We start from the raw sequence: 17341 nt of genomic DNA on the forward strand, positions 1-17341 counted from the left end.
TTTGGTTCAGAAGATTCGCAATGTGCCGCTGCCTGGACCTTAGCGGCCGTCAGTGGAACTTGCAGCTAGGCGCCTCGCACGTTCTTTGGCGCAACGTGAGCGGCTGACCGTTGAGGCAGCCGCTCACGGGATTGTGAATTATTGTTGATCCCCATCGTTATCGGGTGCGGACAGTTTTGTGCCCAGCACTACAGAGTCGATCCGGAAGGGCAGAATGCCCACCCGACGAGCCTCGATCTTGAACGTCACACGGGCTTTTTCATCGGCGTCCTCCCATTCCTCTTTGACAGTTCGTCCCTCCACCAATACCCGCATGCCCCTCTGGTACAGGGCGCTCCATCGTTGGGCATCGCGGTGCCAAATTTCGACAGGAGCCCAATAGCCTCCGCGATCCTCAAAACCGTCTTTGCCAGGTACAGGGTTGTCGAAGTAGATGTTCAGCCGCAGCAAACGCCGCGGCTCATCGTTGCCGTTGGCAAACTCCCGATACTCGGGAGTAGAACCGATATTGCCTTCACCAAAAAAATGGGTGCTCATGATGTGCTCTCTTTAGGTGTATTGCGCCGGATGACGCGTTGATAGACCGCTTCCGCCTGCGCGATTTTGCTGGCGCAGTCGCTGGCTTGGCGGGTGAGGCTATGGGTCAGACTGATCTGCATGTTGAGCACTATTCGCTGTTGCTCCAGGGCGAAGAGGTCATTGATTAATACATTCGGTGTCGCCTTGCTCTCGATGCATCGCTCCCACAGCGCCACCCCCATCGATGTACGGTCTAGGTTGCGCCAGCGCAAAAAGGTCGTCCCTGCAGCAGTGACTTGTTGGGCCAGTTGGACTGGAAGCAGATTGAAGGGGTAACGCCGGGCCTGGCTGAGGATTCGTCCCTCGGCCAAGGCAATGAGGTCGTCGCGAAGCGCGGAGCATTGGCTGGCCCAGACCTCCAGCTCCCCCTTACCTTTAAAAGGATTTAAAAGGCCTTTTAGGTAGCCTGCGTGTGCCAGCCGCTGAAAATCTGCCGATACCAAAGACGTGAAGTAGCTCTGACTCATCGAGGCTCTTCCTCTTCTGAAGGTGAGAAGCCTGCACTTGAGTCGTCAGCTTCGGGAGCGTCTGCGCTCTCGCCACCTGATTCATCTGCCGCAGCATTGTTTTTGCTCTGCTGCTCGTTGATGGTCATGCGTCGAATCATGGGTGGGGCGAAACGTGATCGACGCGAGCCCTCGAGTACGTCTTGCGGTATATCGCCAAACCGTTCCTTCGCGATCTGCGCAATTACATTATTCGCCGCAAAATCTTCTCGATTGGCACCTGAATGCTTGTACTGCTGGGCCAGGCTAAACAGGCTGCGAAGGGCATGAGCGCCTTGGTTAAGACATTGCTCCAAGGTGCTTCGATCAATTAAGGCTGTGTGATGTGCGAGGATTAGATGCCTGGCTAAATCGTCAAAATCGGCCAAAAGATACACCGCCATAAATCCAAGCTGAGCATTGATGAACAGTGGCAGCTTGACCGGTTGTACGTTCAGGTTTTCACCCAGACTCAACGCGGACGGAACCTCTGAGAGTATCTGGTCAACCTGTTCACGAAGGACTCTCAGGCACTCCTTTGTATCGTTTAGCTTGTCCTCGATACGCAGCATCCAGGCGTCCGAATAAGGATCGTCCTGTTCGGCACCGCGTTTCATCTTGTTCATGACCGACATGAAGCCGTTCAAACCGATGATGGTGGCTCGTCCTTCCGAGGCCGATCGGCCATGCCAGATGCGAGAGGCGTGATGGGTGTGCAGGGTGAGTTGCATGGTGCTGCGTAACGCACCAAGGTTGAGTTGCATGTCATTTGCCATGGGAGTGCACTCATAGACAGAGGGATGAGTGGTCAGCATTGAGGTAGAGGGGGAAGGCTGTCAGTGAACAAAGCGCAGAGGGTAGCTGCCTCATTTCAGCACTCAGTCAAGCAGGCCTGGAGACTATCCCCAGGGGATAGTCATACCGTGTGGGCAGGAGTCAGCGCAGTTGAAATCGACCTTTCAACTCTGCAAGGTAGGTTTGAGCAACGGTTGGATCTCGTTTTGCTTTTTTTACTTGCTTGGGTGTTGGCGTGGAAGGCATTGAGTCTTGCGAGTCGGACTTCGCCGCCCATGCCGTGAAATGTCCGTGCATGGCTTTCTGGATGATCCCGAAGAGGTATCCGGCGGGGTTGCGAACTTGTGTGTTTCGACAGCGAGCAGCCCATTCATCAAGCACTGCCTGACGCAGGTCAGGAGTCAACTGCATCAGCGCGACCTTGGCACCTGTTTGCTGCGTGGATGTTAGCGAACTGAAACGCGTTGGAAATCTCAGTTCGCACACATTCTGCTCGTGCGATTCAGTACGTAATTCTTCTTTTAACGCTTTTGTATTTAAAGTACTTCCTGTCTTCGGATCCCGAAGTCTGCCGTGTTTACTGCCTTGCAGACCTGGTTCGGATTCCGAAGGTGGATCGTTTTCTTTCCGAAGAGGGAGTAATCCAGGCTCTTCGGATTCGCAGGCAGGCTTGTCACAGCCCGCTTGCTGATCATGCAAACGCTGCGTCAATACATGCAGGCGACTGGGCAACAACTGGCTCTTTAAATCAGAGTCCTGGCTGATTTCTTCGAGCACTGCCGATCCCACTCGCTGGATTCCTTTGTTCGCGTGTTCAAACGCCTGACTGACCAATCCCAGATACGATGGATCAAGTTGCATGGCTTCAAACGGGCTGAGTGGTGTGTCGTGAAGGACGTATAAATTGCCGAGTACTCGGCCAGTGTTCTTGTCGCGGCGACGCCTGACCAGGCTGAGCCAACGTGTCAGACGCAGCATCGTCAGGGTTTTGGCCACGGTTTCGTGAGAGGCCACCGCCCCGCATGGAACCGATGTCAGATAACAGCGCAGTTGATCGTACGTGGGAAAGGCGGTGACACCATCATCATTGAGCAGCAGCCGAAACACCTGCCAGGCGTTGCGCTCGAGTGGTGTCAGCCGTACATCGAGCAGCAGCGCCCTCGGTACCGTTTCGTGGCGATTGCCACTGAAGAGAAAACCGTCACCGTTGGGTTGCGTGCCCTCTGTTTGCAGTCGATCCAATGCGTTATCGAGCAGCGACGACAGCGAAGCAGGGGCTGCGCGGTTCATGGTGTCAGACCAGCCCTTGATCGATCCAGTTGTGCAAGGTTGCCCATATCACTGAAACTGGAAACGTGAGTTCTTGCGCCAGATCCAGGGTGAGCAACAACATGGCCATATCATCGTCCACTGCGATTCCCCGAGCTTTGAATTGCGGGTGCCAACGGTTCCATAACAAGGTGTCCTGATCCTCACTGAGCACCGGGTGCCGTCCTTTTCGCTTGGGTAGGCCCAGTATGTCTCGGCGCAGGGCAACCTCTTGGTGAGTCAGGCCATAGAACCTGCTGACCATCTCCGTGCTCGCGCCCAGGCGCAACATCCGGTCGACCATGGCAATTTCCTGCTCTACATCATCCACCGAATGAAGGATCCGCTGCAGGACTCCACGATTAATTTGAACGGTGCACCAAGGCACACGGGCATTGAGCAAAACACTGAGCAAGGCAGGCACCTTGAGTGCCGCCAGGTCTTGGTCACCAAATCCCATCGTTTTACAACGACGTAGTTGGCCGTTTCGCAGATCGTGCAGGGCTTGTGCAATTACGGCCTGGTTTAGTGGGTGTGGTGCCGTCATTTAGGCCTCCTGTCATCGCGTTATGGTGTCTGGGTAAAAGTCGGACTTGAGGTCTATCAGGCGACGGGCCAAGCGAATCAATCGGAACAGCTTGACCAGACTGGCGTCACTCAATCTGTTGGCATTGGCACAAGGCTCGGTAGAGCCCAGCAGCAGAGAACCAATTTCCACCGGTACTGCTGTTTTCGTGCTTGCAGTCAACATGTCAAGCAAGGTCAGCAATGTGGATGTCGGTTGATTTTCTGGTGTCGATCCAGCTGTGCAACGAAAACCAATACCTTCATCGACTTCAGTGATGAAATCAGCTTGCGCTTCATCCAGTGCGATCTCCCGGGCGAACTGACTGATGTGGACTCGCAATCGCTCCGGTGCGTCGAGGCCTGGCTCAATATTCCATATGTCCGAGATCGGAAAGAGACTGCCCTGCGAAGGAGGAAGGCAGTCTGAATTCAATTGAGGCGCGTCCCCGGAGTGCTCGGCCACCATTTGCTGGATCAACTGCAGGCGATCAGTAACGGATGGGGTAAGTCCTGCATTGTCCTGGGCGTCAGCAGTACCCTGTTCAGGGCTGAAAGCCGCTTTAACGGGAGCCGAATCGGACCCGTCGGGTGAGCGAGTAGGAGGGGGAGGCTGGAGCGTCGAGGGTTCTGGCGTCAACTGATCGTGCGGCTCACCGCCCAATGTTCGCTGACGCCTCTCCCCGGATTCCGATTCCAACGTCAATGTGTCGTAGTCGACGCCAAGCCATTGCGCCATCTGACCAATCAGTTCGTCTTGCACTCGCGGTAAGGAAAACGCGGCAGCTTCTCCGTCAAACATCACCAGAGCTTCCTGAAACAAGGTCGCAAAATCGATGCCCATCAATTTGCCATGAGCGTGCTCCTCCCAAATTTTTTCACCTGAACGGCGCATCACGGCCAGGCGCTCAACCTGATGCCGGCCCAGACCGCCATACAAAACGTTGGGGATGGCCGGCAACAGGAACTGCACTGCATCGCGCATGCGGCTGATGTGCGACTGTTGAATGGGGTAACCATCAGCGCTCAGACGTCGCGACAATTCCGATTGTGAAAGGGGTAAGCCGCACTCCAGTTCGTAAAGCTCTCTGGCTTTCTCGACACCCAGTGCTCGTTCGATAAAGGTGAGTCCTCCGCGAAGTTCGTTCTCGGCCAGATGGCCAGTTAACGCGACGATCTCGCCCCGCTGGGGCCAGGGACGAAATAGACACAAAATACGAAAGAACTTTTCGTCTTTGGTCTCCGACCACAGCTCGTTCAATATTGATAACCGGGTATTACCACCATTACGAATTCGGAAGTGAGGCTCGCCCGGACGCCGGGTGATGGCCGGCGGGGCATCCAACCCTCGATGGCGAATCGACGCCTTGATCTCATCGTACCGAGGGTTGCGGGTTACCCGCGGATCCAGGTCATAAGGTTTCAACTGGTCCAGCGTCATGACCAATGGTGTGTCAATGATCGGGTCACACAACGCCTGTGCAGCAGGTCCTGACCGGATAGAGCTTTCTGCCAATAAAAAATTGGCCGTGGTTTCCAATCGCCTCTCGGTCATTGCTGCAACCTCCAAGACTGAGAAACCAACAGTTCATGGATGCCTGGCGCCCGCCTATCAAGTTCGAAAATGCTCAACAGGTTGGGTTGAATGTCCAGTTCCATGAGTAAAACGCTCAAGCCCGCTTCGGTGGCCAAACCACCGATTTTGGCTGCGCAGGTGGTTGTTCCAACATCGCTTTTGGTCAATATGTTTGATACCACACGCATGGTATTGCTCCTTAGGTGCGGTCCTGTAGACGGTCAGCAATCCAATGATCAACTTCGGCGGCGTCCCATCCTACGGCTCGCACTCCAAGTCGCACAGATTTCGGGAATTTGCCTTGGCTCATCAGGTTGTAGATGTGGGCGCGCTTGAAACCGCTTTTCTGCTCAACGTCAGAAAGCCGCAAGATGCGAGGCTCCCTCCGAGCCATTGTTTCGTTCTGCTGAGACACGGTGAACACTCCTTGACGCCCTGTAGCGTCTAGTGGGAAGTGTTGGTTATTGAATGCCGTTAAAAGGCGGAAAACACTGCAGTTGCAGAATGAGCGACTGCAATTGCAACGCTTACGAATCACCGGAAAGCTGACGTTTAGCTTCAGCGAATTTCCCCCATAACGTGCGCTCGGTGATTCCAGGTCGGCCGTTGTGGTGAGCGATCAGCGCGCTGATGACTGATTCAAGGGTGTTGAAGGATGAGTAGCGCACACCGCTCGGTGATTGCCCCAAGAGCAGTGTCAGTAGGCCGCCGATGATGTTCAGGTACGTGGTTTCAGCTCTGATCGGAAGTTGAGCCTTGCTCTCAGCAGATTTTGGTTGTTGAGGTTGTGCCCGTGCACTCAATTGCGCCTTGAGTGTTTTGACCTGCAGCAGCAATGCCTGAACGGAGTCGAGATCGATGGCGCTATGTAGCTGTTTTTCAAATTCATCGAACAGAAAACCAGGCTTTTGATCCGGGTAAGTCTTCGCTATCCAGCGTTTGAGATCCACGTGCCGGATAGTGAGCTGTGGGTCATCAAGCAACGCCGGATTATTGGAGGTTACCCCTGCTTTACCGAACACAAGCTCGCCGTTGCGCATAGCGTCGTAAAGACGCTCGATGTTCAGTCCTAATAAGGGCCAGAGCGGCACGGCCTCCGCGGTTGTGGGCGCTGTCAGCGATGTCACAGTGAGTATGCTGGTCTCTTGATCAAGCAAGTCGCTCCAGCGGACGGCTGCTTCGATGGGGCTGTAAAAGACCTTGGTGCCGTGCTGTTCATGTTTTTGATTCATTGGGCGTTCCGTGGATGGCAATGTCCATCTATAGAAACGTCAGCGTGATTCAAGGGAAAGACGAAATACGTCTTGGTAGATACCCATTTATCGATGGTGGTGGTCGAGACTTTCTGGGTTACGGGCCTTTGGTGACTGGGTGCTTTGGATATGGGGGGATCCCCAAGTTTCGTGCTGAGCAAACTGGGAGAGTACTGATGCAATGAGGGTCTGATGCAGGACCTAATCGGTCCTGCCTTTTTGGAGTGTTTATCTGTTCAAGTGACCGAGTCCATATCGGTGACACGGGTTATGAATCGCTTCAGTTGCTCGCTGGGATCATTTGATGAACGAAGCAGGTAACTGGTCAGTACAGGCGGATCACCGGCCAGAGGACGAGTCACGACCTCGGCGCTTTGGCACAGCGCCATCTGCGCTTCACAGGTGAGTCCAAGACCGTAGCCGGCAGCGACCAAGATCAGCATTACTTCCTGACTGGACACTTGTCCGGCAACTGTCACAGGTGACGGTATTTGGCGCAGAAAACTGTCAATTTGCTGATGAAGTCCGGCGTGCGTTTGAGGATGGAACAGCACCAACGGGTAGTTCAGTACTTGGTCCAACGGAATGTGCTTGAGGGCAAGGAGCGGGTGTCGTGCAGGTACGGCTACGGTTAACGGCGTTTGCCATACAGGTTGAGCAATTAAACCTTCACCTATGTCCTTTGAGCGAGCGAAGCCAACATCGAACAAGTCCTCGCGCAGTCCTTTCAATTGCTGGGATAACGAGACTTCGAATAAACGTAATTCCACCTCTGGCTCTTGCTCTCGACACCGAGCCAAAATCGCTGTCAAACGTTGAGGCAGAACACCATCGGATAAAGCGATCCTGAGGGATCCCCGATATCCAGCTGCAGCTGCCTGAACATTGCTACGTGCTTGGTCCACTGCTTGAAATATACGATGGACGGCCTCAGCTAAAACTTGCCCAGGCCACGTCAACCGGGTGCCGCGAGAGGTTCGGTCAAAAAGCTGGGCGCCTATGTCCGATTCCAGTTCTTTGATCGTCCTTGAAAGTGGGGATTGTTCTATGTGCAACCGCTCCGCAGCGCGCGCGAAGTGAAGCTCTTCTGCAACAGCGATGAAGCCGCGCAAATGGCGAAGTTCCAAAATAGCTCCTCAGCTATCACCCTTTAAAAAAGAAAAAGGTGATAGCAAGTTGTAAGATAACTGCCAAGGCGTGACTTATTTTTTTGTAGATTTTGAATGGAACTGCTCTAGAAGCTCCAAGCCCTCTTGGAGTGGTATGTAAGCTGAAGATATCAATCGATAGAAGTCAACTTCTCTTAAGTTTTTCAGCGTGACTGAGGTTAAGGCTTCCAATAGCCCAGTGCCGGTTCCAATCCGAAATAGAGCATTTTCCAAAAGCTGCGACGCTTCTGCGTTGGTGTCGATCAGGAGAACCGAAGTGGAGGTGGCATTTGTTTTCAAAGGGCGATAACGATCCATGTTTAGCTCCTGAGGATGCTGATGTGGTTTCAAAAAGAATCAGGCGACAACGCGTGAAAGTCTAGTGACAAATAACCACGATAATACCGTGGTCCTGTCAGAATATTTCCCGGTAAGGAGTAGTTTATGACTTCAAGTCTGTAGTATTCCTTACTATCTGTTGTAGTCGCGGGGGCTTATAGACGAACGAATTTTGAGCCCGCTACCCCGGTGGTAATATTTAGTCATTATCCGTTCGTGTGCAATTGCGCGAGTTGTTCGATAGTGGCGCGAATTGCTGCTAACTTTAAGCCTTCTAGCGCCTTCGCGGATAAGTACTGATCGAAAAATGCGTGAGTTTTTCCCTGCTAATTTGAAACAACTGTGTCGTCACTACCGATCCACTGCAGAGGTCTGCCGAAGGCTGAAAATCAGCCGTGGTCAGTTCAACAAGTATTTGAGTGGGCGCAGCCTGCCTGCGGCATTCAATCTAAAACGCATCTGTGATTTTTTTGGTCTGGAGGAATACGAGATTGGCCTACCGACAGAGCAGTTCGTCAACCTGATAGGCGCCCGGTCAAATCAGTCAAGCACGTCTCTGGAATTGACCCCGGCGCAGCGAGCGATTGAACATCTTGAACAGCAATCATCACCCCATATACGGGCGTTGCTGGGGTACTACCACGAGTACTACTACGCAATGTCAGATCCAGGCTTCATCGCGTGCTCGCTGGTGCATATACGACAGAGTGACGACTGTTTCATATATGAACGTCGTGAGCGTTTACAGTCCAGTATCCCTGGTGTCGAAGATCTGGATCGTTCTCGGTATAAAGGCGTTGCGTATTACCTGCAGGATAGGCTTTTCCTCATCGACTACGAATCGCTGACGTCTAATGAAATCAGTCAAACCATTCTCATCCCAAGCTTTAAAAGTCGAATAACTCGTCTCAACGGGCTGAAGATGGGCGTTTCAGCATGTGATTCCCGCAAACCGGTTTGTTCAAGGGTGGTATGGCACTTTTTAGGCGTAGAGATAGATCAGCAAAAGGCCTATAGCAGGCTTGGTCTTTATCGCGCGGATACTGAGCAAATAGACGGCGATTTGAAGGAGAGGCTTGGGCGGGCACAAATTGTTGATGGTCTGTTCCAAATTGCCTGAGGCCCTATGTTCAGCTAGCGAGTTGAATCTGCTTGATTCGTATGGTCATCGCAATATCTGACAAACCGCATCGTTACGGTTTCCGCTGCATGGGTAGGCGGCTAATTCAGCGGGCCGGAAGAATCGGCTTTTTCCCTTGATTATGCACGCGTTGGATGACCTGATTTAGGTACCAACGCTGCTACTAGTTAGAGAATCAGCAGGAACTCAGATAAGCGGATCGCTGGGATTGATCAGGCCGCTTTGCTGATTGCAGATATTACCGATAGCGCGGTTGACCTTGAACCACTCGAAAGCCTCCGGCGGTTCCCACTGTAATAGCATTATTTGCTCCGCGCGCTTTTCCGATGTAGCTGGATTCAGCCATTCCCGCGACAGTTCGGGGATTGAGCGTCACTGGCTGCCAGTCGTGTATATCCACCACGCCGCCCTTGCTGTCGGCGCTGATGAACACGAAGCCGTCATGCGCTTCCGGTGCATGCTCGGCGGTGGGGTACTGGCCTATCGCGGTGCAGAAGATTGGGGCGCGATCCTTGCGCCGGATCAGATAAGGCTGTGTTTTCGCTCCACCTTCGTCCACCCATTCAAACCAGTTGTCGATCGCGATGATCGCCCGATGCGGCCATATCGTTCTGAAGAATGGATTATGGGCAACTCCGTCTACTCGGACCTTGATCGGCGCGGCATGCTCCATTGCCCAGCGTGGCCGCCATCCCCAGTGCACCATGTCGGCTCGCATAAACTGACCTTCTTGGTGGAAGAGGGCGAGCTGAGCGGATGGCGCGACGTTGTAGAGCTCTAAAGGCTTGTCTCCTGCATAGTTGATCAATGCGTTTGGAATGTTGAGCGCCGCGACAAAGTCATGAATGCCTCGGTACTGGGAAAGACGTCCGCACATCGTTGGAAGCCTCCGATTGTGTTTTCAGCGTAGATCAGAACCTGGCGGCTTGATGAGGAAACCTTGTCTCAGTGTCGGCCTGAACATCGATTTACGGTGTGGCGGCACTGAACCACGGGCCGATTCCCATATTGCTGTTTGTTAATGGCCAGCTAAAAACAAGAAAACAGACATCGGTCTCTCTTTTTTTCCGGTTAATGCACCACACGCGATACGCGCAACACGTGTCGAAATCAGACTCGTAGATGGCGCACTCGGGCTACTGGCTTTCAAGTCAAGACGCGTAAGGTGACGCGTCACTTCATGGCCGTGTGCGGCTGTGATGCTTGATTTAGAAACTCCGGAGCGTTGAGGTGCGCCGCGTTCGAGACGCGGCAACAGGGAAAAATGATGATCGCCTGACCCTCAGTCAGTACGCCCTAACGTCGATCACCAGAGAACAAAAAAAACAATGAATAACCTGAACTCCAGAGATTCGAACGGTCAGTTGGCGCAGGGTTTCAAACCGCGTCACGTCACAATGCTTTCTATCGCGGGGATTATCGGCGCAGGTTTGTTTGTTGGCTCCGGACATGCCATCGCTGCGGCGGGGCCGGCGGTATTACTGGCTTACCTGTTTTCCGGTCTTTTGGTCGTTCTGGTCATGCGCATGCTGGGCGAAATGGCGGTTGCAAACCCGGACACCGGATCTTTCTCTACCTACGCCGACCAGGCAATCGGGCGTTGGGCAGGCTTTACCATCGGCTGGCTCTATTGGTGGTTCTGGGTGCTGGTGATACCCATCGAGGCGCTCGCGGCCGGGCATGTATTGAACCAATGGTTCCCGCAGATCGATACCTGGTTGTTTGCCTTGGCGTCGATCATCCTGTTGGTCGTGACTAACCTGTTCAGCGTGTCCAAATACGGCGAGTTCGAATTCTGGTTTGCGATGGCCAAGGTCGTGGCGATCATCGGCTTTATCGGCCTTGGTTTTGCGGTGTTGATGGGTTGGATTCCCGAGCGCGAAGCCAGCGGGTTGAGTCGACTCATGGAGGAACATGGCGGTTTCGCGCCCAACGGTTTGTCCGCGGTTGTCGGGGCATTCATCACCATCATGTTCAGCTTCATCGGTACAGAAGCGGTGACCATTGCCGCTGCCGAATCCAGCAACCCGGCGCAGAACATCGCCAAAGCCACACGCTCGGTGATCTGGCGGATCGGGGTGTTCTACCTGCTGTCCATTTTCGTGGTCATTTCCGTGGTGCCCTGGAATGATCCGTTGCTGGCGTCGGTGGGCTCTTACCAGCGAGCGTTGGAACTGATGAACATTCCCCACGCCAAGTTAATGGTAGATGTGGTGGTGTTGATTGCCGTGGCCAGCTGCATGAACTCGTCGATCTATATTGCCTCGCGCATGTTGTTTTCGCTGGGCAAGCGCGGTGATGCACCGAAGCCGCTGAAGGTGACGTCGTCGTGTGGCGTGCCGAGGGCTGCAGTGATCGCCAGCACTGTACTGGGAGCAGGCGTGACTTTGTTCAGCTACTTCATGCCCGCCGGACTGTTTCAGTTTCTGCTCGCCAGCTCCGGCGCCATTGCCTTGCTGGTGTACCTGGTTATCGCAGTGTCGCAACTGCGTATGCGCAAGATTCTGCTTCGGCAGAATGTCACGCTGACCTTCAAAATGTGGTTGTTCCCCTGGCTTACCTGGTTGGTCATCGCCTTCATCTGCGCAGCGTTGGCGGTGATGATGGTGACGCCCGAGCACCGTATGGAAGTTTCTTCGACCATCGGTCTGGCGCTGGTGATTTCCTTTATCGGCCTTGTGACCGCGCGTCAGCATGGGCAGCCGCGCAGTGCAGTGTCGGCGGAAAGTGCATAGCAGCCATATCAGCATAAACCTGCTTGCGATCTTTTCAGTGCGCCAGCAGTGGCGGGGCGGTTAACGCCGCCAGCGCCACGGGCCATTACCGCTCACTGCGAGAAAAAACTTCGATGGCATACGACACCTCCAACGCCGCTCCTCTGCAAACCATTGGTTTTTTGCTGCTGGACCAGTTCACGCTGATCTCTTTGGCATCTGCCATAGAGCCTCTGCGAATGGCCAATCAGTTGACCGGACAAGAGCTGTACCGCTGGCACACCTTCAGCCTGGGGGGCGAGCGGGTGTGGGCGAGCGATGGCATGCCGATCACTCCGGATGCGGCGATCAATAACGCACCGATACTGGACACCGTGATCGTTTGCGGTGGCATTGGCATTCAAAGCGCGGTGACCCGTGAACACATTACCTGGTTGCGAGCCCAGGCGCGGCGCGCGAAGCGGATAGGGGGCGTGTGCACAGGTAGTTGGGCCTTGGCCCAGGCAGGCTTGCTCGATGGCTTCGACTGCAGCGTGCACTGGGAGTTTCTGGCGGCCATGCAGGAAGCTTTTCCGCGAGTGAACCTCAGCTCCAGTCTATTCACCCTTGACCGAGACCGCTTCACCAGCTCCGGTGGCACCGCGCCAATGGACATGATGCTGCACCTGATCAGTCGCGATCATGGTCATGAACTGTCAGCGGCCATCTCCGACATGTTCGTCTACGAGCGAATCCGCAACGAGCAGGATCATCAGCGCGTGCCCCTTAAACACATGCTGGGTACCCACCAACCGAAGTTGCAGGAAATCGTCGCCTTAATGGAGGCCAATCTGGAAGAGCCGATCGACCTCGACGAACTGGCGAACTATGTCAGTTTGTCCCGTCGACAGCTGGAGCGGTTATTCCAGAAATACCTGCATTCCTCCCCATCACGCTACTACCTCAAGCTGCGTCTGATCCGCGCTCGTCAGTTACTCAAGCAAACGCCGATTTCGATAGTAGAGTTGTCGGTGGTGTGTGGCTTTGTGTCCACACCCCATTTTTCAAAGTGCTATCGCGAGTATTTCGGCATTCCACCCAGCGATGAGCGCTTGGCGACGCAAACGCAACCGCAAGTGACATCAAGGCCGGTTGTACAGGCATTGCCAATGGCAAGGCCGATGAGTTTGCTGGATCAGGCACGTGATGAATCAACGTTCGCCAGTATCAAAATTCTGAAACCCTGAACGATCCGGTACGCGTTAGAGTCAGCATCTGCAGCCGAAATAGCGTCGACATCTCCCGAGCGATGAAGTATTGCATTGTGTTCGAGAAAGCAGCCGCCGTTTGAGCTGCCGCTGACGCTGGCTTCTGGATCCAATCAAGGACGGCTCGGCAAACTGCGCTCTCTGCTCTTTCGATAAGTTGCCAGTGAAGGCACAATGCGCATCCTTTTTTTGGCTGGCCTTGCCGGAGGCCTCGAAATGATCAAGACGCCGTACTACCTCATCGACAAACAAAAGCTGCTGGCGAACATGCAGAAGATCGCTTATGTGCGCGAACAGTCCGGGGCCAAGGCCCTGCTGGCACTCAAGTGCTTCGCCACCTGGTCGGTGTTCGACCTGATGCAGCAATACATGGACGGCACTACGTCGTCGTCGCTCTACGAGCTCAAGCTCGGTCGACAGAAGTTCGCTGGCGAGACCCATGCCTACAGCGTGGCCTGGGCCGACGATGAGATCGAGGAGATGCTCGACAACTGCGACAAGATCATCTTCAACTCCATCGGTCAGTTGCAACGCTACACTGAAGCTTCAGCGGGCAAGGTGCGTGGTCTGCGGGTCAATCCGCAGGTGAGCAGCTCGGATTACCTGCTGGCCGATCCGGCGCGGCCATTCAGCCGTCTGGGCGAGTGGGATCCGGAGAAGATCGAACAGGTCATCGAGCAGATCTCGGGCTTCATGTTCCACAACAACTGCGAGAACGCCGACTTCGGCCTGTTCGACCAAATGTTGAGCACCATCGAAGAGCGGTTCGGCCATCTGCTGCACAAGGTCGAATGGGTCAGCCTGGGCGGCGGCATTCACTTCACCGGTGAAGGCTACGCGATCGACGAGTTCTGCGCGCGGCTCAAGGCCTTCTCGCAGAAATACGGCGTGCAGGTCTACCTGGAGCCGGGCGAAGCCGCCATCACCCAGAGCGCTTCGCTGGAAGTCACCGTGCTCGACACCCTCTACAACGGCAAGCACCTGGCCGTAGTGGACAGCTCCATCGAGGCGCATATGCTCGATCTGCTGATCTATCGCCTGAATGCCAAGCTGGCGCCCAGCGAGGGCGAACACACCTACATGGTGTGCGGCAAATCCTGCCTGGCCGGCGACATTTTCGGCGAGTATCAATTTGATCGTCCCTTGGCTATCGGTGATCGGCTGTCGTTCGTCGACGCGGCGGGTTACACCATGGTCAAGAAGAACTGGTTCAACGGCCTGAAAATGCCGTCCATCGTAGTGAAACAACTCGACGGTAGTGTCGAGGTGGTTCGTGAGTTTGGTTTCAACGACTACATGTCCAGCCTTTCGTAAGCTGGCAGAGAAGGAGAGAGAGAAAAATTGAAGAAGAACGTGCTTATCATTGGTGCAGGAGGTGTCGCCAAGGTGGTGGCCCACAAGTGCGCGCAGCACAACGATGAACTCGGTCGTATTGCTATCGCGTCGCGCAACATCTCCAAATGCCAGGCCATCATCGACAGCGTCAAGGCCAAGGGCAGCCTCAAAGAGCCCGCTGACATCAAAGCCTTCTCGCTGAACGCTATGGATGTCGAGGCGACCAAGGCGCTGATCCGCGAAACCGGATCGCAGATCGTCATCAACGTCGGTTCTGCCTTCCTCAACATGTCGGTGCTGCGTGCCTGCATCGATACCGGCGTGGCCTACCTGGACACCGCCATTCACGAAGAACCGGGCAAAATCTGCGAGACGCCGCCCTGGTACGGCAACTACGAGTGGAAGCACCTCGAGGAATGCAAAGAGAAGAACATCACCGCCATCCTCGGTGTGGGCTTCGACCCGGGTGTGGTCAACGCCTATGCAGCGTTGGCGCAACAACAGTATTTCGACCGTATTGATTCGATCGACATTCTCGACGTCAATGCCGGTTCCCATGGCAAGTATTTCGCCACCAATTTCGATCCGGAAATCAACTTCCGCGAATTCACCGGACAAGTGTGGAGCTGGCAGAACAGTCAGTGGACCAGCAACACTATGTTCGAAGTCAAACGCACCGACGACCTGCCAGTCGTAGGGGCGCAGAACCTGTACCTAACCGGCCACGATGAAGTGCACTCCCTGTCCAAGAACCTCGGCGTGCCCAACGTGCGTTTCTGGATGAGCTTCGGCGAGCACTACATCAATGTGTTCACCGTACTCAAGAACCTCGGCCTGCTCTCCGAGCAACCGGTCAAAACCGCTGAAGGCCTGGAAGTCGTGCCGCTCAAAGTGGTCAAGGCCGTGCTCCCTGATCCGAGCTCGCTGGCGCCCGGCTACACCGGCAAGACCTGCATCGGCGACCTGGTAAAAGGCACCAAGGATGGCCAGCCGCGCGAAGTGTTCATTTACAACGTCGCCGACCACGAAGAAGCCTTTGCCGAAACCGACAGCCAGGGCATTTCCTATACCGCTGGCGTGCCACCTGTGGCGGCAGCCCTGCTGGTCGCACGCGGGGAGTGGGATGTGCAGCGCATGGCCAACGTCGAGGAGCTGCCGGCCGAGCCGTTCCTCAAGGCGCTGGATGTGATGGGTCTGCCGACCCGCATCAAGGACGAGAATGGAGACCGTCCCTGGAGCTGAAACGCCTGAGGCGTGCGAAATACAGGTGAATCTTGTATTTCGCTCCAAACACAAAAACGCCGCTCATTGAGCGGCGTTTTTGTTTGTGCGTCATCTGTTGTGCCAATCCCGGCGCGGGATTTTATTGCATGGGGTCTTGCGACCGTGGATACACGTCCTGTTTTTTGATCACACTGGCCAGGCGCGGTTTATCACCTGGCGCCAGTAATCGCTCGATGGCGCCACTCACCATGTTTTCCAGCAGATTATCGCGCTCTTGTTCATCCAGCGAATAGTGCGTCAGCCAACTGGGCGCGCTGTTGAGCAGGGCGGCAATGGCATGACCGGCGGCCAACACGCCCTGTTCACTGAACCGGGGGCGGATGCGCAGTATCAGCAGCAACTTGCGTTCGTACTGCTCGCGCAGTTGCCGGACCCGTTCCTGCTGCTCTTCATTCAGGCAGCCGCTGTCGCGCTCCACTAGACGAAAATGCCAGGGCATTTCCTGATGCAGATTCAGGTGCGCGCTGATCAATTGGTTGAGTCTGTCGCGTTTTGCCGGGGCCGCTTGTTCGATGCGCCCCAGGGTGGCCAGCAGCTCTTCGTAGAACTCCTCGATCAGGTCGAGCAGCAAGTGCTGCTTGCTGGGGTAATGGTGATACAGCGAGCCTGGAGCGAGCCCCAGGCAGGTCGCGAGCTCACGCATGCCGACTTGACCGAAACCCTTGCTGGCAAAGAGCTCCAGCACCTTGTCCCGGTATTCGGCGAAGCGTGAGCACCGCTCAGGCATAGGCATGGAAGCCACGCCCCGTTTTGCGTCCCAGGTAACCGGCGGCGACCATTTCCTTGAGCAGTGGAGCGGGGCGGTATTTGCTGTCGTTGAAGCCGTCGTAGAAGGCTTCAAGAATTGCCAGCACGGTGTCCAGGCCGATCAGGTCCGCCAACGCCAGCGGGCCGATCGGTTGGTTGCAGCCCAGGCGCATGCCGGCGTCGATGTCTTCGACGCTGGCCAGGCCTTCCTGAAACACCAGGATCGCTTCATTGATCATCGGCACCAGAATCCGGTTGACCACGAATCCCGGACGGTTGCCGGCGGTGATTGCTGTTTTGCCGAGTGTGGTCGCCATGTCCAGCGCCAAGGCGTGGGTGGCATCGCTGGTTTGCAGGCCGCGAATCACTTCGATCAGGCCCATTACCGGCACCGGGTTGAAGAAATGCAAACCGATGAAGCGCTCAGGCTGACTGACGCTGGCAGCCAGTTGGGTAATGGACAGCGACGACGTGTTGGAGGCGATCACACAGTCGGCGCTGACCTGCGCGGCGATTTGTTGCAGCAGCCGCAGTTTCAGGTCGAGGTTTTCGGTGGCGGCTTCGATCACCAGTTGCACGTTTTGCAGGCTGTTGTAATCGGTACTGGTGCGAATCTTGTCGAGGGCAGCGAGCTTTTGCTCATGCGTCAGCGTGTTTTTGGCGACCTGCCGATCGAGGTTTTTATCGACGGTCGCGATTGCCTTTTGCAAGGCACTCTCGGCAATGTCGATCATGATCACGTTGAAACCGGCCAGGGCGCAGACTTGCGCGATGCCATTGCCCATGGTGCCGGCGCCGATGACGCCAATGTTCTGAAGATTCATGC

The 17341-nt window shown here is 55.1% G+C and carries 18 protein-coding genes and 1 pseudogene; 5 read left to right on the plus strand and 14 right to left on the minus strand.

Annotation, left to right across the window (positions count from 1 at the left end):
- Window positions 1-138 precede the first annotated feature (138 nt).
- From ACZ9IM_RS27440 to ACZ9IM_RS27490, 11 genes are all read right to left on the minus strand, one after another.
- On the minus strand, window positions 139-537 hold the full coding sequence (locus tag ACZ9IM_RS27440; protein ID WP_476225505.1) for a single-stranded DNA-binding protein: 399 nt from the start codon (window positions 535-537) through the stop codon (window positions 139-141).
- The gene (locus ACZ9IM_RS27445; RefSeq protein WP_476225506.1) at window positions 534-1046 is read right to left on the minus strand and encodes a DUF3158 family protein; all 513 of its coding nucleotides are present in this window, start codon (window positions 1044-1046) and stop codon (window positions 534-536) included. Before ACZ9IM_RS27445 ends, ACZ9IM_RS27440 begins: the two co-directional genes overlap by 4 nt.
- On the minus strand, window positions 1043-1840 hold the full coding sequence (locus ACZ9IM_RS27450) for a PFL_4669 family integrating conjugative element protein (protein WP_476225507.1): 798 nt from the start codon (window positions 1838-1840) through the stop codon (window positions 1043-1045). Before ACZ9IM_RS27450 ends, ACZ9IM_RS27445 begins: the two co-directional genes overlap by 4 nt.
- 160 nt (window positions 1841-2000) lie before the next feature.
- On the minus strand, window positions 2001-3149 hold the full coding sequence (locus ACZ9IM_RS27455) for an STY4528 family pathogenicity island replication protein (protein ID WP_476225508.1): 1149 nt from the start codon (window positions 3147-3149) through the stop codon (window positions 2001-2003).
- 4 nt (window positions 3150-3153) lie between these two features.
- Window positions 3154-3714: a DUF2857 domain-containing protein gene (locus ACZ9IM_RS27460; RefSeq protein WP_476225509.1), complete on the minus strand. Its 561-nt coding sequence runs from the start codon at window positions 3712-3714 to the stop codon at window positions 3154-3156.
- Between the two features lie 12 nt (window positions 3715-3726).
- A complete protein-coding gene (locus ACZ9IM_RS27465) occupies window positions 3727-5286 on the minus strand; it encodes a ParB family protein (RefSeq protein ID WP_476225510.1) in 1560 nt (519 codons plus the stop codon).
- Complete coding sequence (locus ACZ9IM_RS27470; RefSeq protein ID WP_476225511.1) at window positions 5283-5495, minus strand: nucleotide-binding protein; 213 nt, start codon at window positions 5493-5495, stop codon at window positions 5283-5285. Before ACZ9IM_RS27470 ends, ACZ9IM_RS27465 begins: the two co-directional genes overlap by 4 nt.
- Before the next feature lie 11 nt (window positions 5496-5506).
- A complete protein-coding gene (locus tag ACZ9IM_RS27475) occupies window positions 5507-5701 on the minus strand; it encodes an AlpA family transcriptional regulator (protein WP_476225544.1) in 195 nt (64 codons plus the stop codon).
- A 133-nt stretch (window positions 5702-5834) separates the two neighbouring features.
- Window positions 5835-6539 (minus strand): hypothetical protein, encoded by a 705-nt coding sequence (locus ACZ9IM_RS27480; protein ID WP_476225512.1) that lies wholly within the window; start codon window positions 6537-6539, stop codon window positions 5835-5837.
- A gap of 257 nt (window positions 6540-6796) precedes the next feature.
- Window positions 6797-7687, minus strand: coding sequence for a LysR family transcriptional regulator (locus ACZ9IM_RS27485; protein ID WP_476225513.1), 891 nt, complete (start codon window positions 7685-7687; stop codon window positions 6797-6799).
- A gap of 75 nt (window positions 7688-7762) precedes the next feature.
- Window positions 7763-8026, minus strand: coding sequence for a hypothetical protein (locus ACZ9IM_RS27490; protein WP_476225515.1), 264 nt, complete (start codon window positions 8024-8026; stop codon window positions 7763-7765).
- A gap of 328 nt (window positions 8027-8354) precedes the next feature.
- Between ACZ9IM_RS27490 and ACZ9IM_RS27495 the strand changes: the two genes are divergently transcribed.
- Entirely contained in the window at window positions 8355-9167 is an 813-nt protein-coding gene (locus ACZ9IM_RS27495; RefSeq protein WP_476225517.1) for a helix-turn-helix domain-containing protein, read from the plus strand.
- A 207-nt stretch (window positions 9168-9374) separates the two neighbouring features.
- On the opposite strand, the pseudogene ACZ9IM_RS27500 reads toward ACZ9IM_RS27495, so the two are convergent.
- A pseudogene (locus ACZ9IM_RS27500) lies at window positions 9375-10065 on the minus strand (SOS response-associated peptidase family protein).
- 451 nt (window positions 10066-10516) lie between these two features.
- Here ACZ9IM_RS27500 and gabP point away from each other — a divergent pair.
- The 4 genes from gabP (at window position 10517) to ACZ9IM_RS27520 (ending at window position 15726) form a co-directional block, all read left to right on the plus strand.
- Window positions 10517-11923, plus strand: a complete 1407-nt coding sequence (gene gabP, locus ACZ9IM_RS27505) for a GABA permease (protein ID WP_427624705.1) — start codon at window positions 10517-10519, stop codon at window positions 11921-11923.
- 113 nt (window positions 11924-12036) lie between these two features.
- Window positions 12037-13128, plus strand: coding sequence for a choline metabolism transcriptional regulator GbdR (gbdR, locus tag ACZ9IM_RS27510; protein WP_476225518.1), 1092 nt, complete (start codon window positions 12037-12039; stop codon window positions 13126-13128).
- A 237-nt stretch (window positions 13129-13365) separates the two neighbouring features.
- Entirely contained in the window at window positions 13366-14463 is a 1098-nt protein-coding gene (gene nspC / locus ACZ9IM_RS27515; RefSeq protein WP_476225519.1) for a carboxynorspermidine decarboxylase, read from the plus strand.
- Window positions 14464-14490: 27 nt separating this feature from the next.
- The gene (locus ACZ9IM_RS27520; protein WP_033036557.1) at window positions 14491-15726 is read left to right on the plus strand and encodes a saccharopine dehydrogenase family protein; all 1236 of its coding nucleotides are present in this window, start codon (window positions 14491-14493) and stop codon (window positions 15724-15726) included.
- A gap of 121 nt (window positions 15727-15847) precedes the next feature.
- Here ACZ9IM_RS27520 and ACZ9IM_RS27525 read toward each other — a convergent pair whose 3' ends face one another.
- A complete protein-coding gene (locus ACZ9IM_RS27525; RefSeq protein WP_476225521.1) occupies window positions 15848-16501 on the minus strand; it encodes a TetR/AcrR family transcriptional regulator in 654 nt (217 codons plus the stop codon).
- A complete protein-coding gene (locus tag ACZ9IM_RS27530) occupies window positions 16488-17339 on the minus strand; it encodes a 3-hydroxybutyryl-CoA dehydrogenase (RefSeq protein ID WP_476225522.1) in 852 nt (283 codons plus the stop codon). Before ACZ9IM_RS27530 ends, ACZ9IM_RS27525 begins: the two co-directional genes overlap by 14 nt.
- Window positions 17340-17341 lie beyond the last annotated feature (2 nt).

The sequence above is a fragment of the Pseudomonas sp. TE12508 genome, assembly GCF_056279485.1.